Raw genomic sequence first — 25,160 nt, 5'->3', positions numbered from 1 at the left:
GTACTTTAATTATGTTGCTTAAGCTCACTAAAAAGTTCAATGAACGGTTGCAAAATCCTTTCTATAAAAAGTTTGCTTTCTGGTTCATCGCGTATATTACTTATCAGTTTATTCAAAGTTTTCTCGCTGTTTCGTAAAAATAAATAGCTTTCTACTGCTTGCACACCAGACAAGACAGTCAAAATTCCTCCTATCACTAGACAAGCAGCTATAGCAGGTACGGTACCCACTGCAATTGCAGTTGCGATTAATGATAACCCAGCTAAGAATGTAACGGCTGAAACGCAAAACGCTATTTGATGTTTTTCTTTATTGTTAACCATAAATACCTCACAAAAACTATATTTTTAACATACCAGTGTTGTCATGTATTGTCAAGTTTTTAAAGAAGATTAAAAAATGCAACGCACATGTGCAAAAAACGCTAACTATGGATTAGCCAAGGAAGAAAGAGTAGGAAGAGGAAGGCTTTTTCTGTTTTAGGGAATATGACAAAAAAGTAGAAATAACAAAACCAGCTGATCTATGGATTTTAGGTGATCATCGAATCTATTGTGGTGATAGCTCTTTAGTTGAATCATATAAAGCGGTATTAGATAATAAAATGGCAGATATTACCGTATGTGATCCTCCATATAACGTTGATTACGGTAGCAGTCAGGAAAGAGAAGAGAAAAAAATATTAAACGATAATCAAGGTGAAAAGTACGAACTTTTTCTCTACGACATCTGTTCCCATATTTTAGCATATACGAAAGGTGCAATTTACATCTGCATATCATCATCAGAGTTTTCAACGTTACAAAAAGTATTTGAGGAAGCGGGAGGGAAATGGTCAACATTTATCATTTGGGCAAAGAATCACTTTACGCTAGGAAGATCAGATTATCAAAGACAATACGAAGCAATCCTCTATGGATGGAAAAGCGGCAATAAACGTGAGTGGCATGGGGGTAGAAATCAAAGTGATCTGTGGTTTTATGATAAGCCAACGCACAATACACTACATCCAACAATGAAGCCAGTAGAGCTAATGGAAAGAGCAATAGTTAATAGCAGTAGATCAGGAGATATCGTACTTGATCCATTTAGCGGCTCTGGAAGTACACTGATTGCATGCGAGAGAACAGGAAGAATTTGTAGGACAATAGAGCTAGATTCAAAATTTGTAGATGTAACTATAAAACGTTGGCAAATATATACCGGAAGAGATGCCATTTTAGCCGGTACTGGCAAAACCTTTTCAGAGATTCAAGAAGAAAATTTGTAAAAAAGAAGCAAAAAAAGTGGAAAAGATCACACAAACGGAATGGGCAAGAGAGATAGGAGTATCAAAGCAATATGTCTGTTATTTAGTAAAGAAAGGAATAGTTGAGTTGGAGGATGGTTTGATCAGTAGAGAACAAGCAAATGAAGCGGTGGCAGCAATAAGAGATCCAAGTCAGCCACTTAGGAGGAAAAATCCAGAAAACGAAAATACAAATAACCTTTCTACAATGTTGCTAAAAACGCGAATAAAAAATGAGATGGAACGTGGTAAACTGCTTGAGGCGAAAGCTAAGGCTGGGATTGGTGAACTTGTAGCAGTAGAGGAAGTAAAGCGCGATGCATTTAACGTAGCAAGAGTTGTCCGTAATAATCTGCTTAATATTCCAAATAGAGTTTCAGCACTGCTTGCATCACTGAGCGACACTGAAAAGATTCATAAGACGCTAACCGAAGAGATTACAAACTCATTACAAGAATTATCTAATACTAAATTTCAAATATAAAAAAGATTTTGAATATAAAATGGCTGATAACTTAAGTTTGGAGTTAATAAAATGTCTCATCAATCAACCTGGATTAGATGTTAATGTCAGAGGATTAAATGGAAAGACACCACTACATTGCGCTATAGAGTTTGACGAGTTAAGCATGGTGGATTTATTACTCACGAAGAAGAACATTAATCCTTTTGTTGAGGACAATGAAGGCAAAACCTCCTTAGATTATGCCAAAGAAGGTAAAAAAGCAGAAATATTACAAGCATTAATCAATCACAAATACGGATCAGAACAAGATAGCTTACTTCATTTAGCTGCAATGATAGGTGAAGTTAATGCAGTTAGATATTTGATCAGAAAAGGTATTGACGTTAATGTACGAAATGCTCTGCATCATACACCATTACATCTAGCATCAGGAATAGGACATGAGAATATTGTCAAAATTTTAGTGGAAGAAGGAAATGCTGAAATAGATGTCTTTGATGCACGAAATCAGACACCAATGCACTATGCAGTTAATAACAAAAAGTTAGAGATAGTAAAGTTACTGCTGAAACTTGGAGCAGATGTAAATAGTGCACGCATGGGACAAAACTCAATGAAATTGTCGCCTGTTCATATAGCTGTAAGTAATACTAATTACGATGAAAGAGATTTGTGTCTTGATATTCTCAAATGCTTAATAAAGGAGCCTAATGCTCAAGTAAATTTGCAAGACTACGAAAATAAAACGCCACTACATTACGCTGAAAGACTTAAAACAATAGAGGTTTTACTAACTCGAGAGGATATAGATCCTTTAATCAGGGATGATAATGGTAAGACACCATTTGATTACGCTAAACCTGAGATAAAGAAGGCTTTGATGAGTAATAAATACGGTTCTGAAAAGAATAGTCTACTACATTTAGCTGCACAAAGAGGAGAAATTGAGCTTGTAGAGTCTATCTTAAAAGAAGAAATCGATATTGATATTGTAAATAATAAAGGTTTATCACCGGTTTACCTTGCTGCGGAAAAAGGGCATTTACATGTAGTAAAGTTATTGCTGAAAAAAGGAGCAAATTATACACCTGTTTTACATTTAGCAATTAAATCAAACAATTTAGAGTTACTTAAAGTTTTATTTACTGAAAAAAATGGTGCATTGCTCTGCAGAGATACCGTTATTAATTTTCCAACCCTTCATAATAAATATATAGCACAGAGAGAAATAGCAGATAAAAGGATGAAAAAACATAATAATATTATCTGCATCTGTATTACAGTTAGCGCAGTAGCAATGGCAGCATATATAGGTTTAACAGCAACAACAATAAGCAGTGCAATCATTTTTGCAACAACAACAGGGATATTTGCGCTTATTATAGCACTAATGATAAGTGAGATGAGCAAAAGATATATAGAAAAGGAATTTCAGAAAAAGATGTTTATGGAATTGGAAGAGTGTAGTTCTACTGTTAATGATGTTGAGATAGAACCAATTATGAGTAGATGCAGACAATGATATACGCCACATCTTTTTCTGAAGGTTTAAAACCAGATCCAGAGCTTAAAGTATCAGAGTGGGCAAATGAGTATCGAGTTTTAGCGCCAACTGCAGCATCAGAGCCAGGTATAGCTCTTTCGATAAAAGTCCGGATGTGATAGGATAAGGATAGATGATGATAAGGAGGTTGAATGCCAGCAGCATATAGTTATGATTTAAGAAAAAAAGCAATGGAAGCGCTAGACGAAGGAGAAAGCAGAGAAACAGTGGCAGCAAGATTTAAGATTGGACGAACTACTTTATGGGAGTGGCAGCAAAGAAGAAAAGAAACAGGAGACTTTCAATCAAAAAAACTTGGAAATGGGGGTTACAATCACAAAATTACCGACTGGGATACCTTTGCCAAATTTGCCAGAGAACACGGAGGAAAGACTCTATCGGAAATGGCTAAACTTTGGAACAACGTTAGTATCCAAACGATCTATCGAGCCCTTAAAAAAATTGGATTTACGCGCAAAAAAAGACATATGGATACAAGGAAAGAAACGAAGAAAAACGTGCTGAATTTTTGAAAATTATAGCGACAAAAGAACCTAAAAACTTAGTGTATATAGATGAGTCTGGCATTGATAACACCGAAGACTACCCCTACGGATATTGCCAGAAAGGACAGCGGTTTTATGCCTTAAAATCTGGAAAGAAAACTCAACGAATCAGTATGGTTGCAGCCTTAAGTGGAAGAAAGATAGTTGTTCCGTTAACCTTTGAAGGCCACTGTAATATGGATGTTTTTAATGGATGGTTTGAGCAATTTTTGACACCGATCTTGGAACCTGGACAGACTGTCATTCTTGACAATGCTACTTTTCATAAGTCTGATAAGATTATCGAGCTTGCTAAAGGGGTTGGTGCAGAAATTTTGTATCTGCCGCCTTATTCTCCAGATTTCAACAAAATTGAGCATCATTGGTTTGCTATAAAAAACAGAGCCAGGAAAAACATTCCTCTATTCGAATCCTTTCTTCGTGCTGTTGATTCTGCCTTCCTATGACCTGTTTGGACTATTATGAGAAATGCTATAAATGGAGAACAGAAAGAACTCCTTATTTAAAAGAAATCATGGATTCACTTTCTCCGTCCTCACCAGCAGAAAAAGTAGTATTCATGAAAGGAGCGCAGATTGGAGGAACAGAAGCTGGTAACAATTGGATAGGCTATATTATAGATCAGACTCCTGGTCCAATGTTAGTTGTGCAGCCAACAGTTGAAATGGGAAAGCGTTGGTCAAAAGGAAGATTTGCGCCGTTAATAGAGAGTACGCCATGTTTAAAGAGTAAAGTAAAAGACCCAAGGTCAAGAGACTCAGGCAATACTGTACAAAGTAAGGAATTTCCAGGTGGAATAGTAGTAATAACTGGAGCAAACAGCAGTGTAGGACTGAGGTCTATGCCAGTAAAATATCTCTTTCTTGATGAAATAGACGCCTATCCAGGAGATTCAGGTGGTGAAGGAGATCCAGTGCTGCTCAGTATTGCTCGAACTAATACATTTGCACGGCGAAAGATTTTTTTAGTATCAACACCAGCGATTCATGGAATAAGCAGAATTGAGAAAGAATTTGAAGCAACAGATAAGCAGTACTTTTTTGTACCATGTCCGTATTGTAATTACTATCAAGTTCTAAAATGGTCACAAATTAAATGGGAAAACAACGACTCAAGAACAGCACATTATGTCTGCACTGAATGTAGCGGCAAAATAGAAAATCATCAAAAGACAGAGATGCTTGAGCGTGGAGAATGGAGACCTACTAATAGAGTAAAAGGTGAGAAAAAAGGATTTCATCTTTCAAGTCTTTATAGTCCAGTAGGCTGGTATAGCTGGACTCAAGCAGTAGAAGATTTTCTTCATGCAAAAGAAAGTGAACAATTACTAAAAGTATGGATAAATACTACGCTTGGAGAAACCTGGGTAGACAAAGGAGAAGTACCAGATTGGAAGCAATTATTTAACAGGAGAGAATTTTTTCCCGTAGGCACAGTACCTAGGAGAGAAGTGGTGCTTACTGCAGGAGTAGATGTCCAAAAAGATCGTTTAGAAGTAGAAGTTGTAGCATGGGGAAAAAGCCGCGAAAGTTGGTCAATAGAATACCGAGTATTTGAAGGTGATACTGGAAGAGGAGAAGTATGGGGAAAACTCTCTGAGCTCTTAAATCATCATTTTATCGGTGAAAATGGTCTTGAATACATGATAAGTATGATGGCGGTTGATGCTGGGTATGCGACACAAGAAGTATACAATTGGGTAAGAGGTCATCAAGGCTCTGGAAGAGTAATGGCAGTGAAAGGTGTAAATAAAGCTCTAGTACCACTTAGCAGCCCAAGTAGAGTAGATATAACAGTTGGTGGTCAAAAGCTAAAGAGAGGAATAAAGCTCTGGCCAGTAGGAGTATCGATATTAAAGTCAGAGCTTTTTCAGCTACTTAATATTTTAAAAGAAGAAGAGAAAGTGCCAGCAGGATACTGTCATTTTCCTGAGTATGCACCTGAATATTTTAAGCAGCTAACGGCAGAGCAATTAGTCAGCAAAGTGGTGAAAGGATATACCAAACAGGAGTGGCAAAAGGTAAGAGAAAGAAATGAAGTATTAGATTGCCGAATTTATGCGAGAGCAGCATCGATAGCACTGGGAGTAGACAGATGGCCAGAGAGTAAATGGAATAGTTTAAGTGAAAAACCAGAAAGTAAAAAATCAAAGAAAATAGTGAAAAGTAAGTGGATCAGCAAGTAGTAAATGTATAACGAAGAGTATTTAGTTCAAATTGAAGAAGCGATAAAGAAGCTGCAAAACGGAGAGCGAGTGGTATCAATTGCATATGGTGACCATGTGGTGAGATATGCAGAAGTAGATATAAATGATTTGCTCAGCCTCAGACAACGCATCAAAGGTGAACTAAAGATTGCTGGAATGAAGCCTAAACGAAAGATTATTTTTGCAACAAATAAAGGAGTTATATGAGGGAAAATTTTCTGAGAAAAGTTGTAAAAGAGGAATATTCTGAATTTTTAGAGCAATTAAAAACTTTTATAAAACTATGGGAGAATAGAGAGAGTCCAGTAAATGGAATAATAGATTTGTCACATTGGCAAGAAAATGTGAATTTTAAGCTAGACAAAGAGAATGGTATAGTTGGAGTAATTCACAAGGCAACACAAGGGCTAAAATATGTGGATTCAAAGTATGCGAAGAGAAGAAAGAAAGCTGAAGAAGAAGGATTACTCTGGGGAGCATATCATTTTGGCACAGAAGGAAACGGCAAGAATCAAGCTGATCATTTTCTAAAAACGGTAGGCGAAAGCAAAAATACCATACTTGCGCTGGATATTGAAGAAAACAAAAGTGGCAAAAATATTGCAGTTAAGCAAGCTGAGGAATTTGTAAAGAGAGTTGAAGAAGTATAGCTCTTTCGATAAAAGTCCGGATGTGATAGGATAAGGATAGATGATGATAAGGAGGTTGAATGCCAGCAGCATATAGTTATGATTTAAGAAAAAAAGCAATGGAAGCGCTAGACGAAGGAGAAAGCAGAGAAACAGTGGCAGCAAGATTTAAGATTGGACGAACTACTTTATGGGAGTGGCAGCAAAGAAGAAAAGAAACAGGAGACTTTCAATCAAAAAAACTTGGAAATGGGGGTTACAATCACAAAATTACCGACTGGGATACCTTTGCCAAATTTGCCAGAGAACACGGAGGAAAGACTCTATCGGAAATGGCTAAACTTTGGAACAACGTTAGTATCCAAACGATCTATCGAGCCCTTAAAAAAATTGGATTTACGCGCAAAAAAAGACATATGGATACAAGGAAAGAAACGAAGAAAAACGTGCTGAATTTTTGAAAATTATAGCGACAAAAGAACCTAAAAACTTAGTGTATATAGATGAGTCTGGCATTGATAACACCGAAGACTACCCCTACGGATATTGCCAGAAAGGACAGCGGTTTTATGCCTTAAAATCTGGAAAGAAAACTCAACGAATCAGTATGGTTGCAGCCTTAAGTGGAAGAAAGATAGTTGTTCCGTTAACCTTTGAAGGCCACTGTAATATGGATGTTTTTAATGGATGGTTTGAGCAATTTTTGACACCGATCTTGGAACCTGGACAGACTGTCATTCTTGACAATGCTACTTTTCATAAGTCTGATAAGATTATCGAGCTTGCTAAAGGGGTTGGTGCAGAAATTTTGTATCTGCCGCCTTATTCTCCAGATTTCAACAAAATTGAGCATCATTGGTTTGCTATAAAAAACAGAGCCAGGAAAAACATTCCTCTATTCGAATCCTTTCTTCGTGCTGTTGATTCTGCCTTCCTATGACCTGTTTGGACTATTATGAGAAATGCTATAACAGGAAGATTACCCCTAATTTATGGCAGTAGCTATTTTCTTAAGGATTTTGCCACGCCAACTTTGACAAAATGTCCATTATGGATAGCAAGCTGGAGAAAAGAGCTCACATTACCAAAAGGCTGGAATGATTGGATTTTATGGCAATATACTGACGGTAAAACAAATCCAGAGCCACATGAAGTAGAAGGAATCGGAAAATGTGACAGAAATAAATTTAACGGAACTTTGAAAGAATTAAGAGAATTTTGGTTAGTATGATGCTGAAAAATTTCAAACAACTATTTAGTAAGCCAAAAATCAAAAGTTCTGCTTGGGATGCAGCAGGCTCAGGAAGAAGAGTAATGTATTGGCAGGGGGAAACAGGAAGTATAAACAATTTACTCTCTCAAAGCCTTGAAACTTTGCGTAGTAGATCACGTGATATGGTAAGAAAAAATCCATATGCAGCAAATATAATTGATACAATAGTAAGTAACTCGATTGGAACAGGAATAAAACCACAATCAAAGGCAAGAGATGGAGAATTTCGAAAGAAGGTGCAAGAATTATGGCTAAGATGGACAGATGAAGCAGATAGCTGTGGAATAAGTGATTTTTATGGATTACAAGCTCTAGTATGCAGAAGTATGATAGAGGGAGGAGAATGTTTTGTACGTTTAAGAACGAGAAAGCTGGAAGATAGATTTTCTGTGCCATTACAACTGCAAGTACTTGAGTCTGAACATTTATAGCATTTCTCATAATAGTCCAAACAGGTCATAGGAAGGCAGAATCAACAGCACGAAGAAAGGATTCGAATAGAGGAATGTTTTTCCTGGCTCTGTTTTTTATAGCAAACCAATGATGCTCAATTTTGTTGAAATCTGGAGAATAAGGCGGCAGATACAAAATTTCTGCACCAACCCCTTTAGCAAGCTCGATAATCTTATCAGACTTATGAAAAGTAGCATTGTCAAGAATGACAGTCTGTCCAGGTTCCAAGATCGGTGTCAAAAATTGCTCAAACCATCCATTAAAAACATCCATATTACAGTGGCCTTCAAAGGTTAACGGAACAACTATCTTTCTTCCACTTAAGGCTGCAACCATACTGATTCGTTGAGTTTTCTTTCCAGATTTTAAGGCATAAAACCGCCGTCCTTTCTGGCAATATCCGTAGGGGTAGTCTTCGGTGTTATCAATGCCAGACTCATCTATATACACTAAGTTTTTAGGTTCTTTTGTCGCTATAATTTTCAAAAATTCAGCACGTTTTTCTTCGTTTCTTTCCTTGTATCCATATGTCTTTTTTTGCGCGTAAATCCAATTTTTTTAAGGGCTCGATAGATCGTTTGGATACTAACGTTGTTCCAAAGTTTAGCCATTTCCGATAGAGTCTTTCCTCCGTGTTCTCTGGCAAATTTGGCAAAGGTATCCCAGTCGGTAATTTTGTGATTGTAACCCCCATTTCCAAGTTTTTTTGATTGAAAGTCTCCTGTTTCTTTTCTTCTTTGCTGCCACTCCCATAAAGTAGTTCGTCCAATCTTAAATCTTGCTGCCACTGTTTCTCTGCTTTCTCCTTCGTCTAGCGCTTCCATTGCTTTTTTTCTTAAATCATAACTATATGCTGCTGGCATTCAACCTCCTTATCATCATCTATCCTTATCCTATCACATCCGGACTTTTATCGAAAGAGCTATAACAGATAAGGGTTTAATCTACCGAGAAGAATTTTATACATCATTGTCAGCAGTGGCGGGGAAAATAATGGGAATGAGCTACAACGGACCTTTATTATTCGGGATGCGTGATAAAAATGGGAGCTGAAGAGGAGAAAATGCTAAAAGAGGTAAGGTGCGCGATATATACTAGGAAGTCAAATGAAGACGGTCTAGAACAAAAGTTTAATAGTTTAGATGCGCAACGAGTAGCATGTGAAAAGTATATAAAGAGCAAAGAAGGCTGGGTAGCATTGGCCAAAAGGTACGATGATGGTGGATATTCAGGGAAAAATTTAGAAAGACCAGCGATAAAGGAATTATTTGAAGATGTAAAGGCAGGAGAAGCGGACTGTGTAGTAGTATATACACTAGATAGGTTATCAAGAGAAACAAAAGACAGCATTGAAGTAACGTCATTTTTTAGAAGACATCGAGTAAATTTTATAGCAGTAACGCAGATATTTGACAATAATACACCAATGGGAAAGTTCATGCAAACGGTATTGTCAGGAGCAGCACAACTAGAAAGAGAAATGATAGTAGAAAGGGTAAAAAATAAAATATCAACATCAAAAGAGCAAGGGTTATGGATGGGAGGAACTTTGCCGCTTGGATATGATGTAAAAGATAAAGAATTAATAATAAATGGAAAAGAAGCAAAAACAGTGAAGCATATATTTGAAAGATATTTGGAGCTGAAGTCAATGGCAGGACTGGCAAGGGAGCTAAATAGAGAAGGTTACAGAACAAAATCAGATACCTTTAAAAAGGCAACGGTGAGGAGAATAATAACAAATCCAATATATATGAGGAAAATTAGGCATTATGAGAAAGAGTATGAAGGAAAGCATGAGGCGATAATAGAGAAAGAAAAATGGCAAAAAGCGCAGGAATTGATAAAGAATCAGCCGTATAGAAAGGCAAAATATGAAGAGGCGCTACTAAAGGGAATAATTAAGTGCAAGAGCTGTGATGTAAATATGACGCTGACGTACTCGAAAAAAGAGAATAAAAGGTATCGATATTATGTATGCAACAATCATCTAGGAAGGAAAAATTGTGAATCGGTAAATCGAACTATGGTAGCTGGAGAAATAGAAAAAGAAGTAATGAAAAAAGCAGAGCAATTATATGAAAAACGGGGAGAAAAAGGGGAAGAATGGAGTTTTGGAAAGCAGAAAGAAATAGTGAAAAAGTTAATAAAGAAAGTAATGGTAAAAGAAGATGGAATAGAAGTTAATTCAGACGATAAGGTGGAATTTATACCAATAAAAAAGAAAGGAAACAAATGCACAGTAGTAGAACCAGAAGGTAAAACAAATAATGCGTTACTGAAAGCAGTGGTAAGAGCTCACCTATGGAAACGGCAACTGGAAGAGGGAAAATATGGAAGTGTGAAGGAGCTGAGTGCCAAAATTAATATAGGTACAAGATGTATACAACAAATTTTAAGGCTGAATTATTTAGCGCCAAAGATTAAAGAAGACATAGTAAATGGGAGACATCCAAGGGGTTTGAAATTAGCTGATTTAAGAGAAATACCGATGTTATGGAGTGAGCAAATGGAGAAGTTTTACGGCTCAGCGTTGTAACGTTTATAAAAATAACAATATGAAAACATCGAAAAAAGTATGTGCCAGAAAATTAAAAAAGGTTATTGCAAAAGAAGCTGCTACAAAGAGCCATGCCAAAAGATATTGAGATTGATATAGAAAAGTAAGTCAATGTTACAGAATCAATTATGCGAAAAATATCAATATAAATGATGAATATTTTAACATATCGGATGCAACAGTGATAGAAAATGTATCCAATTTTAGCTGCATATTTTAATAGTAAACCTGGAGTGTAAAAGGCAGCTCAGCCAATTGTATGTTCCATATCCTCATTTTGTAGCCAGCTTAAAAACAATATAAAAGAGTATTCTTAGAAGACATTGGTACAATTTTCTTAATTTATAAATTATAATAGTTTATATTTAAATAATAATCTTTAACCTTTATGACAAATTAATCTACCTAGAAACTTCTCTCTTAGGATCAGAAGTCCTTCTTAACTCTTCACGTTCTGTCCATTTGTTGTTAGACTCGCTTATTACTTCAGGACGCATTAATCCACCAGACCTTTCAAAATATCCCTGTTCAATAGCATCGTAGACCCAGTAGTTACCAAGCTCGCAATCATTGCCTAACTCTTCTTCGCGACCTTTGAATTTTTCTAATATTTCTTCTCTATTACTCACTTCTACTATAATTTTGCTTTTATTCTGTATGTCAGGATACAGCCTAACGTCTACATTTCCCAAACTAGTATAGAAAGTTAATACTATACTGCTACCTTCTGTAAGATCTGTGTAATTCCTTATGCCATCTTCCGTTATAATTTCTACTTCACTACTACCGATCTTTACTATATTTCTTCCACACTTTACCTCTCCATCGGTTAGACCTAAACCCCTTACCCCATCTGTTATCTTTATAATGTCTATTTTACTATCTTTAGAATATTCTAAGTAAAAAACGGAGTTGTCTACTCTTGCATCTTTTAGCTCGCTATTAGTTGCACTTTTTGCGATTTCAATAAACTTATGAGAATTGCTAACATAATCTCTATAAGCTTTTTTTAGGTTAGTTTTATGCTCTTTAAATTCTGATGTCAGTGTATTAGCATCAACTGTATTACCAAACACTGCCCCTTTTGATACTAATTGACATATTATACTACTAGCAACTTTAGGATTTTTTTCCAACTCACTGATTTTTTTCATCACATAATCGGTAAAAGTGTACTCATTACCTGAAAAGAAATCTTGTGAAAGAGAATAGTTTAATCGTACACCAGACTTTATAGCATCGTTTACAATCTTTTCAAGTTCAGCCATATTTTGAGCTTGAAATACCTTATCAGAAAACCTATTTAACTTCTCCTTTTGATTTGAAGTTAAATTAACGAGTAATTTACTGACCTGTCCTTTCTTTTGCTGACGATAAATATTTATATCATAATCTAATGCTCCTGCTTCTAGAAATATTTTTCTTAACTCTTGAGCAAGATCTTCATTATCCCAAGCAAAACGATCAACATACGAAAACACTTTTGATTCACCCATTCCTTGCCGAATATTTAGCACTACTTTTAGGTCTGAATCTCTTTTATGCTTACTTAAAAACTCCTTTAAATTTTTAGTGCAGTCTGAATCACACACAAGTAAGTCATACAATTCCTTATTCATCTTTTTCTGTTTATCAGTTAAAAATAATTCTTCTATATTATAGCACAGCTTATTAGTTGCTATTTGTTGTGGAGTTCTTCCCTTTCTACTTGTTATATTAGGGTTAGCTCCTTTCAAGAGAAGAGAGTTTGCATTATTGTAATGACCTTTGGCAGCAGCAAGGTATAATGGTGTTTTTCCTTTATTATCTTGTATGTTAGGATCTGCGCCTGCTTCTAAGAGTGAATCTATAGCCTGATTTCCTGTGCGACGAAATCCACCAATATTTGCTCCTGCAATCGCATGCAATAATGTTGATTGAGATTCTCCTCTTTTGAGGTTAAGAATTACTTTTAAATCTTTATTGTTTTTATTATCATGTAAAAATTCTTCAAGAGGTTCAGTATTATCAAATGAACCACAGTTAGAAGCTAAACATTTTAGAGCACTAAGTAACTTTTTGTTTAAATTTTTTTGACTTGGCGTAAGATCGTGTTCCAGAGCAAACCAAACACAAATTTGTTCATTTAGTCCAAGTTTGCTATCTATTAAAGAAGGTAGTTCATTATGATTTCTAACTGATGGTAAATCTCCTGAGTACCACATATCATTCATCAGCTCATTTAATAAATGCTCTTTAGATGATAGATGTTCTATAATGGATTCATATTCAAAATCAGATGGTTCTGGTTTGGATTTTGGTTTTAGTAGATTGATGATAGATTTTACCATCCCAGTAGATTCACCCATACTTACCCCTCTAAGCTAAGATACACAATACATTATATGCGATATGTAACATTAAGTCAATAACCATAATCTTTTTACTACTTATGTCGTTAAGCTTTTGTTAAGTTTTTATGGTGAGTAACAATGGAGTATATAGAGAGGTTAAAAGTTGCTTATGACTCCAAGTTTTAGCCAATTTTACTATAGATCAACAAAATTGAGAACACCAGCGATATTTAATATATAGGAATATGATGCTTTAAAGGAGTGGAAAAACTGCTGAAGATTATACAGTAACCTGCGGAGCCACTTCAGCAGAATAAAAAACACATGCCAGTATTAGTAGAGAATTATTTATAAGTCAACTAACTTTTTCAAAAAATACTTTAGTAAAAGTACCATGCTAGTTAGTGTTATAAAGAATTCAATTATTTACTTCTTCAAAAAAGGTCATACATTTGTGAGAACAAGCCGCGTAAAATAAGGTTATAAAAATAGAAGATTTAAATTATTTCCATAAGCTTAGGCAAAACAGTTCGTATGTAGATATGGATGAAATGGGCTAATATGGCTAGTTTTAGCGTATAACAAAATCATTATATGGAAAAGTTCGTATGTATCGTTTGGTAGACCAACGGATTCCAAGAAAAACTCTTCTCACGCTTGTTTGTTAATTAGGCAAAAAGTAGAACCATATTATTAATTTAATAATAAAAAATATGGAAATATATATCTATTGAAAAATATTGTTATTTATCATAAAAAAATAATTTACTTTGCTTATTTTTTCTGCTATCAAGCAGGTAGCTTGGTTTAGTGAGTTAATATGTTAGCAGTGGGTAAAGGGTCAGGTGTTAGTAGAGAGCCTATTTCCGTTTTTTGTCAGATAAAAAAGGCAAAAGGTGAGAAGCGAAAAGAACTCGAGGAACTTTTAAGTAAGCTAAAAAAGGAGTTTCCTGGGAACTATAAAATAGGGGCTGCTGTAGGTGCAGGAGATTGCTTTTTTGATTCTGTTGCTCAAGGATTGAATGAACTAAAAAGTAATGGTCTGATTACAAGTAGTGAAGAGTTTAACGTAAAGTCTTTACGGAAAAGTTGTAAACAATATGCAAAACAATCAAAGAGCAGTTCATGGTTGAATAAAGCTTTAAAAAAAGAAGATGATAACATTATAAGATATGTTTCACGTATTGAATTTACTGTAAAAGATGTTAAAGATTTAAGCCTTAATTCATTAATGAGAAAACTAGAGTTAGAAGATGCTGTATGTGGAAGAAACGAAATTGAAGGAAAAATAATATGTGAGAAATATAATGTGAAAATTAAAGTTATAGAATTGCATGAGAAATCGGTAGATGGATTACATATTACTACAGATGAAGTAGGCACAGGTGATAATGTTGTTTATATAGTGAATTACAGCAACCATTTTGTACCACTTCTTAGTAACATCGAAAAGGACATAGAGGATGATATGCCAGTTTCTAGAGAAAAAATTTACGGCGTTTCATCCAATACATCAGAGAAACCCAAAGCAGAAAAAAAAGATCTTAATGAAATCTTGGCTTGTTGCGAAGAACTCATATGTGACAAAGGTGAAGATATCTTTGAGTTACTAGATCCTCTTGTATCAGATAGCCTATGTCAAATTCGTCCCTTATTTATTCTTTCTATGTTGCCTAAGTTCTGCAAAGAAGGTAAGCTTTCTCGTGATGAAGTCAAAAACTTAACAAAGAAAGAAAAAGATCTATTTTTACCTGTAATTCTGCTCAGTTTGTTAAAATATAGAAAAAAAGATAAACTTGGTATTGCAGTTTTGGAAGAATCGATAGATAATTTTGGTGGTGTTTCTCTTGGTAAAGATAAGGAGGAAGAACTCATTGCCAAAATGAAAAGCGAAATTAACTTACATTCTATAGAATATATAAAAAATATTGCAAATGAAAGAGTTCAGAAAATATTGGGCACATGTAAAGGTGTTCTACTGTATTCAAAACATAATATTACCCTCAAGGTATTACCTTGTTACATTAGTGTCTATGCAGTAATCAGCTGTATGGAACAAAAAGGGCTGCCAATCATTATTTCGTTAGTGAGAATTAATAGAGTAAATGATCAGCTTAGTATAGATAGTAAAGATGTGCTTTTTTACAAGTTCCAAGCAGAAAATAAAAAAACGTTTTATTATAAAAAGGAGGAAGATGTTGATGAAAATGAAAAAGTACAACCAACTCTTGCTTTTTTTTGTTTTAGCTTGATTAATGGAGAATGTTCTAAAGAATATAAGGAGTATGCCGATGGTACACAAGTACCGTCAAAGAAATTTCTAACAGAAGATTATGATATCAGAAATATTCTTATGCTCCATCCTGCAGTCATATTCAATTACCACTATGCACTAAACTTCCTGAAGAAGATAAACCATCTAAAGATGAGGAAAAACTTAGAAAGTACGTAGAAAGCTTATATGAGAAGTGCCCAGATGGCTCAGTAGAATTACAAGATCCATTAGTAGATGACTTTCATTCAATAGATAAAGATTTCCTTGGTTATAATAATATGCATGTTAATTTTGCGAGGAGATTTGGTATAAAAGATACACGCTATTCACATCATGTTAAGGTTGGAAATTTAGCCAAAGTAACGCGGAGAAGTGAAAATGCTCTTTTTGCTATGCATCATATATGTTTATCAAACTATTCAAGGGAACGTGAGTATCAAAAGAGCTTAGCTCCTGATGCCAAAGTTAACATGGAGGAGGATATAAAGGTTGATAAGGCCACTGAAAAAGCCAAGGAAGTCCTTCGCCAGTTGCATGCTGATACTGGAGCAGGTCCTAGTACTAAAGTTGACGAAACTGAGACTTCAAAAGCTCAAAGAGGACTAACTAACTTAAGAATGAATCTCCTTTGATTGTTTTGTAGGTGATAAGTTGAAGTATACTAGTCAAACATACATAGATCTTACCGCGATTCAAGCAGGTGCAGTCTTTTGTGTACCTGCTTTCATGTTGGGGTATATGCTTACTACCAAATATGGTGTTACTTCTAGCTTAATTTCTATAATTATAGCAAATCTTATACTGACAATGTTGGGGTTGTGTTTTGCTGTATTGTCAGTAAGAAGACCATGCAATACCATAGAACAAGTATTACACTATTTTGGTGTTCACGGTACATGGCTATATGGATTAGGTATTATAATGTGTTTAGTGTTCTGGTTTTCTATTCAACAAAACATTATGGTGAACACTATTATAGAATTTCCTCTATTAAAAATGAAAGACTTACCATATGTATTCGTTGCTACTAATTGTATCATTGGTTTCGCTATTACACTTCTTGTAAGCAGAGGTATCACTGCATTAAAGAGCTTTGCAAATATTGCAACGCCTTTTCTTATCATAGTTACGATAATCGCAATATTGCAACTTTTTTACAAGCACACCTTACCTGATATTATACTTACATCTAATATGACATTAAAAGGCGTACCGCTTATAATTGCAGCATCTTTAGGTGCTATTTTCGATATCCCAACATACTATCGTTTTGCACGAACAAATCTCGATGCATATGTAAGCGTTATACTTACCTTTTTCATATGTTATTTTTTCGTTATAGGCACAGGAGTCTATTTTGCTCTTTGTGTGCCAGATTCAAGTTTTATAGAGGTATTATTGAGCAGCGGAAATGATTTGTGGAAGTTATTGTGTATTCCGTCTATAATTCTTTTATGCTGGACTACTAATAACTTAAACTTGTATTCTGCTGGTGTAAACGTTAATTTTTTGTTACCCAAAGTTTCATTACCGTTCTGCATAACAATTATAGGGATTGTTGGTACAGTACTTTCATGTACTAATATAATACTAAAATTTGAGGAGTTACTTAATGTAATTACCATTGTCATAGGAAGCCAAGGATCTGTTATTGTAACCTGTTTTGTGCTGGATAAATTACAACCTATACAATATACGTCTTCAGCACAAAAAACCAATCTCATTTGTGCAATATTTGGTATTATATATGGTTTGCTTTCGTTACTTAAGGTGCATGATATAACAACTGGTTTTATTTACACCGATGCAGCAATTGTATCATCTTTTGCTGTTCTATGCACACGCACTTTTCTGTTTATTTATAAGAACTATTGTGAAAAAAATAAACCAACTAACTCTCAATAATATAGAAGCTCTTTCTTTAGGGGCTGGATTATTAGGCTCAGGAGGTGGAGGTAATACCTATTATAATAAGCTTAGTACACAATATAAAATCGAACTCCATGGCGAGGTAGCTATTACAGATATAGATGAGTTGGAAGATGATGCTCTAATTATGCCCATTGGTTTTATGGGTGCACCTCTTGTAGCTGCAGAAAAATTACCCAGTAAAGAGTGTCACTCATTAATCGATGTATTTACGTTATATTATAAGAAAGAACCTACAGCACTTATACCAGCGGAAATAGGAGGAAGTAACGCTTTTACACCATTCCTTGCAGCAGGTAAAGTCGGGATTCCTGTTATAGACGGAGACTTAATGGGCAGAGCATTTCCATCATTGAATATGGTATCACCTAATTTATATGGCATTTCTTGTTGTCCTGCGTTTTTTGCAGATAGCTTAGGTAACACTATAATTATGCATATTGAAAGCAGTGACCACCTCGAAAGGGTTGCGCGCGCGGTGACAGTGGCATGTGGTTCAAGCATAGGTGTTAGCTGTTACCCTATAACAGGTCAACAAGCAAAGCAAGTTATTTGTAGAAACAGTATCTCCTATGCATGTTTTCTAGGTAATATTATACTGGAAGCACGAGAACGAAAAATATGTCCTATAAAAGCGTTATGCGATAAGCATGCATTGCTGTTGGGAGAGGGAATTATAAGAGATATAGATCAGTCAATTAAGGGAGGGTTTCTTTCAGGAAATGTATCTATAGAAGGTTGTAATAATATGTTGACCATCATTTATCAAAATGAATATCTTGCAGTGTATGATGGTTCCGATTGTGTTGCTGCAACACCAGATATCATTGCTGTTCTTGATAAAGATACTGGATATCCAATAGCTTCTGAAGCTTTAACATATGGAATACGTGTATCAGTGCTAAAATTTCCTTCTCCCACGTTATGGACAACACCAGAAGGACTGGCAATAGTAGGTCCTGAAGTGTTTGGTCTTTCTGAAAAAAGGAGGTGATATGGATTATAGAATAGGAATCGACGTTGGTGGCACAAATATTGACGCTGTACTTGTAAAGGATAATGGTACAATAGTTACTTCTTGTAAAGTGATTGCTACGAAAAATATTTCTGAAGGGGTTTTACGTGTATTATCCACATTGTATGAGCTTCATCCTTTTGATAAACAGAGAATTTTAGCTGTATCTATAGGAACCACGCACGCAACTAATGCGGTTTTGCAAGGATCTGAACTATACAAGGTAGGTGTGATTCGCATTGCAGGTCATAAACCTTCACTTCCACCTGCATACTCGTGGAACGCACAGACACGTAGTACATTGTATATTGGAGAAAAAGTTATTAATGGAGGGTATGATTGTGATGGTAGTTGTATAACTAAGCTTTCTATTTCTGAAGTACGCTCTGCCATATACGAGTTGCACAATAAAGGAGCAGAAGGATTTGCAGTAGTGGGAGTGTTTTCTCTTCTATATTGTGAACAAGAGAACATAGTAGGAAATGAGATCAAAGAAATTTTAGGGAAAGCTTTTCCATTTACGTTATCACATAAGATTGGTGGAGTTGGTTATATCGAAAGAGAGAATTCAGCTATACTTAATACTGCTCTTATAAAAGCGATGAATGCAGGGTTTAAAGATTTGCAAAATATATTAAGCATTTTCGGGTTAACATGTCCTTTGTTTATTACTCAGAATAACGGTACTATTATTACTTTAGAAGAAGCACTGCAGTACCCTATATTGACTATTTCATCAGGCCCTACTAATTCTTTTGTGGGGGCAGCACGTCTTGCTTGTAAAAATGAATGTGTAGTTGCAGATATTGGAGGAACATCAACAGACGTAGGTATAGTGCTAAACAATTTTCCGCGGCGTTCGCTTTATAATTCTTCTATTGGTGGTATTACACTCAATTGTGCTATGCCTGATATTTTGTCTATTGCATTAGGAGGTGGCAGTTATATAGAAGCAAAAGATGATAAAGTTAATATAGGACCTGAAAGTGCAGGATATCTAATAAAGCAACATGCAAAACTATGGGGAGGCAGCAAGATAACTCTCACTGATATGGCACAAGCTTTAGGGCATGTTAATTTTTCTTCTGTTAAGTTTACTAAACAGGAAGCTATGTGTGCAAAGCGTATTATGAGCGAAATAGTATTGAAGCTTGAAAAACTTTATCAGAAAATTTCTGGACCGCATGCTGACCTTCCTTTTATCATTGTAGGTGGTGGCGCTATGTTGCTTGCATCACCGTTTTTACCAAAATATGCGTTCATTCCTGAATATGCTGAAGTTGCAAATGCTTATGGAGCTGCTTTTGCAGAGGTTTCGGTAACAAAGGATACTGTAGTTTCTTTAACTGATAGAGAAAATGTGTTGAAAAATATAAGAAACGAAGCTAAGGGTGAAATATCACTGCTATATAAAGTGAATCCTAGTTCAATTCGCATTGTATATGAAGAAATTATTCCCTATCATTATATACCCAATAATCTTGCACGTGTGCGTATTACTGCTGCTAGCCCTTGGATATCGTAAACCTTGTGTCCTTATCAAGAAAAGATGTGGAAAAAATGTGTAGCAGGATTTCCTACTATCCAACCTGGTGCTTCTCTTCCATTTTCCCACTTAGCGAATCTCATCTTTTCCTGTAGGTAATACTCCCTATAAGCTTTTACAGGATTAGTACATTTATACCGATCGGGCAGTGCTTGTATAAAAGCTTGCATATCAGTTGATCGAAAAATGAGTAAATCCTTATTACTATCACACCAATCTATTACTTCTTCTGATTTATGCTTTCTTTTGTATCGCCAAGTGTACTCTTTACATAATTCTTTTCCGTACTCTATCAACCAACAAAAGTTCCCTTTCGATTGCCTAGCCCACAAAGAACAAGGATGATTGCTGTGAGTGAGTTTATATGGAACTGCTATATTCTGATCTGTGGTACTGACAAAAGGATTTGGCGCTTTTAATGCTATTGAAAAAACATTACTTAATAACTGAGCAGTTTCTAATGGCATTTTTACTATATGCTTATCACACAACATTTGTGCTGCAATTACTGGGTTTTCATCTAGTACAAAGATGTTCATCTAGGTGTCAAAAGATAGAATCAGCTTAAGTCTTTAACTTCATCAACTGTAAGACCAGTAGTTTGAGCTATAATATCAATAGAAACACCTGCTTTTAGTAGATTCTTTGCAACTGTTATCTTAGCTTGTTTTTCACCCTTCTCCGCGCCAATTTGAATACCTTCGGCTCTGCCTTTTTCATGTCCGATTTGGATGCCTTCTTCTTTACCTTCTTCTCTACCTTTTTCAGTAGCATCATCAAGTTTTTGAGCGAGGACAGCCTGTTCATCAAGAATACGCTTTATCTCTTGTTCATAGGCAATAAATTCTTTTTCTGACCAGTTAAATCTATTTAGCTCTTCATAGGCCTTTTTAATTATTACATCACTACCTATTATTTTTTCCAGCTCTTCTTCACTAGTTTCGTCTGCATATCGAAAAAAATAAACCCATTTTTCAACTATATTTTCCAACTGATCTTCCTTATTCTTTGGAAATTTAGGCAACTCAATAAATATAAAATAGAAATCTTTTAGATCATGCTCATTAGTGTCTTCATCTCGAATAGTATGCTTTGATTTGTACTCAGATTTATTAGGAAACAGTACACAATCTGCTATAGCAATAAAGATAATTTCCTTAAGGTTATGATACTGGTCACCTTTATCAGCTTGTCTTGAGTAAGCTTTAGCAGCATAGTATTGGGCACGTTTTTCAAATCCTTTAGTTTTAGCGACCTGCATCTCGACGATCACTTGCACCCCATTTTCATCTCTACAGAGAACGTCAACAATACTTTGCTTTTTAGCGGCAATATCAGGGTCTTGAATAGTACTTAGAAACTCTATATCCTTTATTTGGTTTTTACCAGTGAAGCCAATGATGTCATTGAGGAAGTGAATAAGTATATCCTTATTTTTTTCAGTACCAAATATTTTTTTGAACGCGACATCATTTCGTACGTCAAGGAACTTAGAAAGAGCCATAGCAAGAGTACCTAAAAAGCATTAATAATTATACACAATTCTGAAGGAATATTCAACTTCTTTATTTTTAGTTTATTTTTTAAGTTTTGAATGTGTTGATGAAAAAAATGTCTCCCATAGATGGCTTTAGAATGCTACTACGCACCTTAGACGTCCTTTTGTACATCTTTTATCAACCCTGCTGTAAAGCAGCTTATAAGCCCAGGAGATGGATGTCATGAATTTGGAGCTGTAGGAGACATCAAAGATACGCTTTTTGGTGTATAAAAATACGAATCTACAACGACATCGTTTAAAGAAATTAACAGCTATTAATATCTTCTACTTTTTCATAAAAAAATAAACAAAAAAAAATGAAAAATTGATTTGACTTCACCCGTAAGCTATGGCTTCATGCCAATACTGCTAAGAAAATAACAGTAAACATTTAAAAAAAATTTATTATTAGTGAAGAGTATATTATATGAATAATCAGAATAAAAGTAAAGAAGAAAATAAACGTAAAAAAGAAATAGAGTTCAGAATATTGGCAAGCAAAGGAAATGCTTTACTAGATCATGAAATAATTGAAACGTTTCTAAGTGCAGTGCATGATAGGGCTCAGGCTCGAGCTATTGCTAAAAATCTAGTAACCACTTGTACAGGAATAGGAAGGATTTTAGGTCGCGAAATAGATGAGCTGAAAAGTGTAGAAGGTGTCACAGACTCTACAGTTTCAATGATTTTTTGTGTTAAGGAAACTTTGACTAGAGTATTCAAGGAGGGGCTAAAAAAAGGGCCGATACTAGATAACCTAGATAAGCTTATAGAATACTTAAGGGTGAGCATCGGCTATTCAGACAAGGAGAATATTACAATAATGTATTTGAATCAAGGGTGCCATTTGATAGGGGAAGAAGTATTTGCTGGCAGGCGCCTGTCTATACAAGGGAAATAATAAAAAAAGCATTATTAAAAAATACAACATCAATCGTAATTTCACATAACCATCCCGGCGGAAGTGAAAAACCATCTGAAGCTGATAAAACCATGACTAAGAGTTTAGCTTTAGCGTGTCATAGTGTAGGTATCAAATTTCTTGATCATATTATCATTACAGGCGACGATTATTTTAGTTTTCGACAAAACGGATTGTTGTAGAGTTTTGGGCATCTGCTGTAAGCCTCTTTTTTATGTACATTTTTCTCGCAGTTGAGCTGCAATCTAACGAAAAGAAAATTGCTACTTGTTGATTTGAGGCTTTCAGTGATGAAGAAGGTATAGGAAATAATAGCGTTTATTTTTCTCTCATGATTAGTTTATTAAATTCCTCCTCACTTAAAATTTTAACACCTAGCTCCAAAGCTTTGTGATACTTTGACCCTGGATCTTTACCTATAACCACAAAATCCGTATTTTTGGACACACTAGAGTTATCTAAGTGAGGAAAGTCACCTCTCCCCACTCGACTTCGAAACCGGACTTGTGACTTTCACCACATCCGGCTTCTCTCTAACTTGGTGTTTGTCATACACACTCCTATGTAAATAATCATGGCAATGCCCGTGCAATAAAGACAAATTTCCTATGGTATTATTGTTCCTATTTTTGTCTTGATGATGCACTTCAATTATGTCCTCTGACCTAAAATATAGCTGACAATAATTACATTTACCCTGTTGCATCTTCAGTAATTTTATCACTCTTAGTGACTTATCTGGTACTCTACGACTGCTCCAATATATCCAGTCTCCATCATATGGAGATTTTGCTCCTCTCACTTTGATATGCCGCTTAATAGCATGGTCTCCATGTTTGATAAGATATTTTCCATTACTTGTCATAAACCTCCAATTATCATTCTTATACCTTTTAAAGTATTTCCTCTTTATCCAGTATTTGCCTTTATTTGTATGTTTACGTACTGCCCATTTCCATAGTTTTCTAAACATAACGCTATCTAGTAACTCGAAGACTTTCCTTGAAATCACTGAAGTATAATATTGACACCATCCTCTAATAAGTGGATTTAGGTTTTTTATAATAGCTTCTTGTGGTGCTCCACACATTTCTTTAAGTTTGTACTTAGCGGTTAATGTATATCGTTTTATAGAGTTGCGGCTCGGTTTTATTAGTAACTTGTATGTTTTCTTACCTTGTTTTACTGTATGCTGTCGTATTGTAAATCCAAGAAAATCAAAGCCTGGTTTTTTTTCCTTTAGAGGATTCAATGAATGAGAAATTTTTGTCTTTGATGACTTTAATTCTAATCCAATGGTTTTTAACCATTCCTTAATTAAAATCTCTGCCTTAAGCACAATTTGCTTACTTTCATGAAATACCACAAAGTCATCGGCATAAGTAATTATGCTGAGTGATCTTTTTGCCTTTTCTCTACATGATCTACCAAGTTTTTCTTTTCTATAGCTTCTTATCTGATCTGCCATTGTTTCTTTTAAATAGCTTTCTAAACCATTTAGAGCGATACAGGCGAGCAATGGAGAAATTGTTCCTCCTTGGATAGTACCACTTTCAGTTGGTTTATATATTCTATTTTCCATAACACCTGCTTTCAACCATCCTCTTAATATTTTCTTTAACGTTGGTGTGGTATTGAGCTTTTCAAGTAGTTTATTATGGTTAATATTGTCAAAGCACCCAGATATATCAGCATCTAAGATGAATGCTGTCTTTCGACTCAACGCTTGAAATATTGCTTCAATGGCGTCATGACATGATCTACCAGGTCTAAAACCATAAGTGTTTGGCTCAAATTTTGCCTCCCACTCAGGTTCTAAAGCCATTTTTACAAGTGTTTGTTTTGCTCGACACGATATAGTGGGTATCCCCAATGGGCGTTTCTCATTCTTTCCAGGTTTTGAAATCCAAATGCGTCTTGATGGCTTTGCTTTCTCCCTTATATCTAAGGAGTTTGCCAATTGCAATCTTTCTTTTTGACTAAGGTTAGCTTTTCCATCAATACCTGCAGTTTTTTTCCCTCTGTTGTCCTGAGTTACCCTTCTAACTGCTATCGTTCTTGCACTTGTTGATTTGAGTAATAATCTCTGAAGATTGTGCATCTTTTTGATATCATTACATTGTGAAGCTCGGTAAATTCGTTTTTGTAGCTTAAACGAAAATTTCTCTAGCTTGCGCCAAGGAATTTCATTCCATTCATACCTAACATTTTGTTGGCTCATAACATATTCACTACTATTTACAACTTTACCTTCCAAATTACAGTGTCCACGTCTGCATATCCTAGACATTACCCTAGGCATTAGCTTCTTAAACAATCCCTCCACACAGAGACTTGCGGTTGGCTACCTGCTTGTTACTCTTATAAAGATTAACAAGAGCTTCCATGTGGTTACTCCGTTCCATGAAACCATTTCGTGTTGGATTTAGGTTCTTACTTTTTGCCGAGAGATCGGAAACATCTTGATTAAACGTGAGCATTTTAATCATCCATTCTCTGTACCTTTTGGTTTATGCGTATCAACCTTTTTTTTCGCATATTTGCAATGACGACAATTCAAACATAAGTTTCTTTCGTAACCATATCTAACTCTTCTCGAGAGGATTTATTATAAGG

General features: G+C 35.3%; 23 protein-coding genes and 4 pseudogenes. 20 read left to right on the top strand and 7 right to left on the bottom strand.

Annotated elements, in window-relative coordinates; genetic code table 11:
- Positions 1–5: 5 nt before the first annotated feature.
- On the bottom strand, positions 6–323 hold the full coding sequence (locus tag OOL03_RS02050) for a WD_0736 family protein (protein ID WP_010082444.1): 318 nt from the start codon (positions 321–323) through the stop codon (positions 6–8).
- Positions 324–490: 167 nt separating this feature from the next.
- On the opposite strand from OOL03_RS02050, the pseudogene OOL03_RS02045 reads away from it, so the two are divergent.
- From OOL03_RS02045 to OOL03_RS01995, 11 genes and pseudogenes are all read left to right on the top strand, one after another.
- A pseudogene (locus OOL03_RS02045) lies at positions 491–1,270 on the top strand (DNA-methyltransferase); the annotation flags it as partial.
- A gap of 16 nt (positions 1,271–1,286) precedes the next feature.
- On the top strand, positions 1,287–1,772 hold the full coding sequence (locus tag OOL03_RS02040; RefSeq protein ID WP_077188119.1) for a hypothetical protein: 486 nt from the start codon (positions 1,287–1,289) through the stop codon (positions 1,770–1,772).
- A 19-nt stretch (positions 1,773–1,791) separates the two neighbouring features.
- Positions 1,792–3,276 (top strand): ankyrin repeat domain-containing protein, encoded by a 1,485-nt coding sequence (locus tag OOL03_RS02035; RefSeq protein ID WP_264707515.1) that lies wholly within the window; start codon positions 1,792–1,794, stop codon positions 3,274–3,276.
- Positions 3,273–3,416 carry a hypothetical protein gene (locus tag OOL03_RS02030; RefSeq protein WP_264707514.1) on the top strand — a complete coding sequence of 48 codons (144 nt, stop codon included), beginning with the start codon at positions 3,273–3,275 and terminating at the stop codon, positions 3,414–3,416. The genes OOL03_RS02035 and OOL03_RS02030 overlap by 4 nt, the downstream gene beginning before the upstream one ends.
- 33 nt (positions 3,417–3,449) lie before the next feature.
- Positions 3,450–4,309, top strand: a protein-coding gene (locus tag OOL03_RS02025; protein WP_264707034.1) for an IS630 family transposase whose coding sequence is annotated in 2 segments (ribosomal slippage) — positions 3,450–3,774 and positions 3,774–4,309 — 861 coding nt in all. Because the reading frame shifts where the segments join, the coding sequence is not laid out codon by codon here.
- Positions 4,306–6,048: a phage terminase large subunit family protein gene (locus OOL03_RS02020; RefSeq protein WP_264707513.1), complete on the top strand. Its 1,743-nt coding sequence runs from the start codon at positions 4,306–4,308 to the stop codon at positions 6,046–6,048. Before OOL03_RS02025 ends, OOL03_RS02020 begins: the two co-directional genes overlap by 4 nt.
- A 3-nt stretch (positions 6,049–6,051) precedes the next feature.
- The gene (locus OOL03_RS02015) at positions 6,052–6,276 is read left to right on the top strand and encodes a gpW family protein (protein ID WP_264707512.1); all 225 of its coding nucleotides are present in this window, start codon (positions 6,052–6,054) and stop codon (positions 6,274–6,276) included.
- Complete coding sequence (locus OOL03_RS02010; RefSeq protein WP_264707511.1) at positions 6,273–6,719, top strand: glycoside hydrolase family 25 protein; 447 nt, start codon at positions 6,273–6,275, stop codon at positions 6,717–6,719. The genes OOL03_RS02015 and OOL03_RS02010 overlap by 4 nt, the downstream gene beginning before the upstream one ends.
- A 59-nt stretch (positions 6,720–6,778) precedes the next feature.
- Positions 6,779–7,638 (top strand): IS630 family transposase gene (locus OOL03_RS02005; RefSeq protein ID WP_264707034.1). Its coding sequence is split into 2 segments (ribosomal slippage): positions 6,779–7,103 and positions 7,103–7,638, totalling 861 coding nucleotides; the frame shifts between segments, so codons are not numbered across the junction.
- Between the two features lie 30 nt (positions 7,639–7,668).
- A pseudogene (locus OOL03_RS02000) lies at positions 7,669–7,929 on the top strand (GH25 family lysozyme); the annotation flags it as partial.
- Positions 7,926–8,399: pseudogene (locus OOL03_RS01995) on the top strand (phage portal protein); the annotation flags it as partial. The pseudogenes OOL03_RS02000 and OOL03_RS01995, both read left to right, overlap by 4 nt.
- 28 nt (positions 8,400–8,427) lie before the next feature.
- Here the strand turns inward: OOL03_RS01995 and OOL03_RS01990 are convergent.
- A protein-coding gene (locus tag OOL03_RS01990) for an IS630 family transposase (protein WP_264707019.1) occupies positions 8,428–9,287 on the bottom strand; the annotation gives its coding sequence in 2 pieces (ribosomal slippage) (positions 8,428–8,963 and positions 8,963–9,287; 861 coding nt in all).
- Positions 9,288–9,348: 61 nt separating this feature from the next.
- Between OOL03_RS01990 and OOL03_RS01985 the strand changes: the two are divergent.
- Positions 9,349–9,477 (top strand): annotated as a pseudogene (locus OOL03_RS01985) (DUF2924 domain-containing protein); the annotation flags it as partial.
- Positions 9,478–9,487: 10 nt separating this feature from the next.
- A complete protein-coding gene (locus OOL03_RS01980) occupies positions 9,488–10,963 on the top strand; it encodes a recombinase family protein (protein WP_264707509.1) in 1,476 nt (491 codons plus the stop codon).
- A 422-nt stretch (positions 10,964–11,385) separates the two neighbouring features.
- On the opposite strand, the gene OOL03_RS01975 is transcribed toward OOL03_RS01980, so the two are convergent.
- On the bottom strand, positions 11,386–13,332 hold the full coding sequence (locus OOL03_RS01975) for an ankyrin repeat domain-containing protein (protein ID WP_264707508.1): 1,947 nt from the start codon (positions 13,330–13,332) through the stop codon (positions 11,386–11,388).
- Between the two features lie 805 nt (positions 13,333–14,137).
- On the opposite strand from OOL03_RS01975, the gene OOL03_RS01970 reads away from it, so the two are divergent.
- The 5 genes from OOL03_RS01970 to OOL03_RS01950 all read left to right on the top strand — a co-directional run bounded on the left by OOL03_RS01970 (position 14,138) and on the right by OOL03_RS01950 (position 20,061).
- Positions 14,138–15,769, top strand: a complete 1,632-nt coding sequence (locus tag OOL03_RS01970) for an OTU domain-containing protein (RefSeq protein WP_264707507.1) — start codon at positions 14,138–14,140, stop codon at positions 15,767–15,769.
- 101 nt (positions 15,770–15,870) lie between these two features.
- Positions 15,871–16,224 carry a hypothetical protein gene (locus OOL03_RS01965; protein ID WP_264707506.1) on the top strand — a complete coding sequence of 118 codons (354 nt, stop codon included), beginning with the start codon at positions 15,871–15,873 and terminating at the stop codon, positions 16,222–16,224.
- 19 nt (positions 16,225–16,243) lie between these two features.
- Positions 16,244–17,497 carry a cytosine permease gene (locus OOL03_RS01960; protein ID WP_209473061.1) on the top strand — a complete coding sequence of 418 codons (1,254 nt, stop codon included), beginning with the start codon at positions 16,244–16,246 and terminating at the stop codon, positions 17,495–17,497.
- Complete coding sequence (locus OOL03_RS01955) at positions 17,466–18,515, top strand: DUF917 domain-containing protein (RefSeq protein ID WP_209473059.1); 1,050 nt, start codon at positions 17,466–17,468, stop codon at positions 18,513–18,515. Before OOL03_RS01960 ends, OOL03_RS01955 begins: the two co-directional genes overlap by 32 nt.
- A gap of 1 nt (position 18,516) precedes the next feature.
- Complete coding sequence (locus OOL03_RS01950; RefSeq protein WP_264707505.1) at positions 18,517–20,061, top strand: hydantoinase/oxoprolinase family protein; 1,545 nt, start codon at positions 18,517–18,519, stop codon at positions 20,059–20,061.
- Between the two features lie 14 nt (positions 20,062–20,075).
- Here the strand turns inward: OOL03_RS01950 and OOL03_RS01945 are convergent, their stop codons facing one another.
- On the bottom strand, positions 20,076–20,621 hold the full coding sequence (locus tag OOL03_RS01945) for a pyrimidine dimer DNA glycosylase/endonuclease V (protein ID WP_007549769.1): 546 nt from the start codon (positions 20,619–20,621) through the stop codon (positions 20,076–20,078).
- Positions 20,622–20,641: 20 nt separating this feature from the next.
- A complete protein-coding gene (locus tag OOL03_RS01940) occupies positions 20,642–21,586 on the bottom strand; it encodes an Rpn family recombination-promoting nuclease/putative transposase (protein ID WP_264707504.1) in 945 nt (314 codons plus the stop codon).
- 463 nt (positions 21,587–22,049) lie between these two features.
- Here OOL03_RS01940 and OOL03_RS01935 point away from each other — a divergent pair, with 463 nt between their 5' ends.
- Entirely contained in the window at positions 22,050–22,523 is a 474-nt protein-coding gene (locus OOL03_RS01935; RefSeq protein WP_007549019.1) for a JAB domain-containing protein, read from the top strand.
- Positions 22,463–22,726 (top strand): JAB domain-containing protein, encoded by a 264-nt coding sequence (locus tag OOL03_RS01930; protein WP_255498674.1) that lies wholly within the window; start codon positions 22,463–22,465, stop codon positions 22,724–22,726. Before OOL03_RS01935 ends, OOL03_RS01930 begins: the two co-directional genes overlap by 61 nt.
- Positions 22,727–22,862: 136 nt before the next feature.
- Here OOL03_RS01930 and OOL03_RS01925 read toward each other — a convergent pair whose 3' ends face one another.
- Both OOL03_RS01925 and ltrA read right to left on the bottom strand, forming a co-directional pair.
- The gene (locus OOL03_RS01925; protein WP_264707503.1) at positions 22,863–23,030 is read right to left on the bottom strand and encodes a BRCT domain-containing protein; all 168 of its coding nucleotides are present in this window, start codon (positions 23,028–23,030) and stop codon (positions 22,863–22,865) included.
- A complete protein-coding gene (gene ltrA / locus OOL03_RS01920; RefSeq protein WP_264707089.1) occupies positions 23,017–24,846 on the bottom strand; it encodes a group II intron reverse transcriptase/maturase in 1,830 nt (609 codons plus the stop codon). The genes OOL03_RS01925 and ltrA overlap by 14 nt, the downstream gene beginning before the upstream one ends.
- Between the last annotated feature and the right edge of the window lie 314 nt (positions 24,847–25,160).

It is taken from the genome of Wolbachia endosymbiont (group A) of Acrocera orbiculus (genome assembly GCF_947250015.1).
GTDB lineage: Bacteria > Pseudomonadota > Alphaproteobacteria > Rickettsiales > Anaplasmataceae > Wolbachia > Wolbachia pipientis.
The sequence above is the reverse complement of the archived record's forward strand: the minus strand, read 5'-3'. Positions and strand labels throughout refer to the sequence as shown.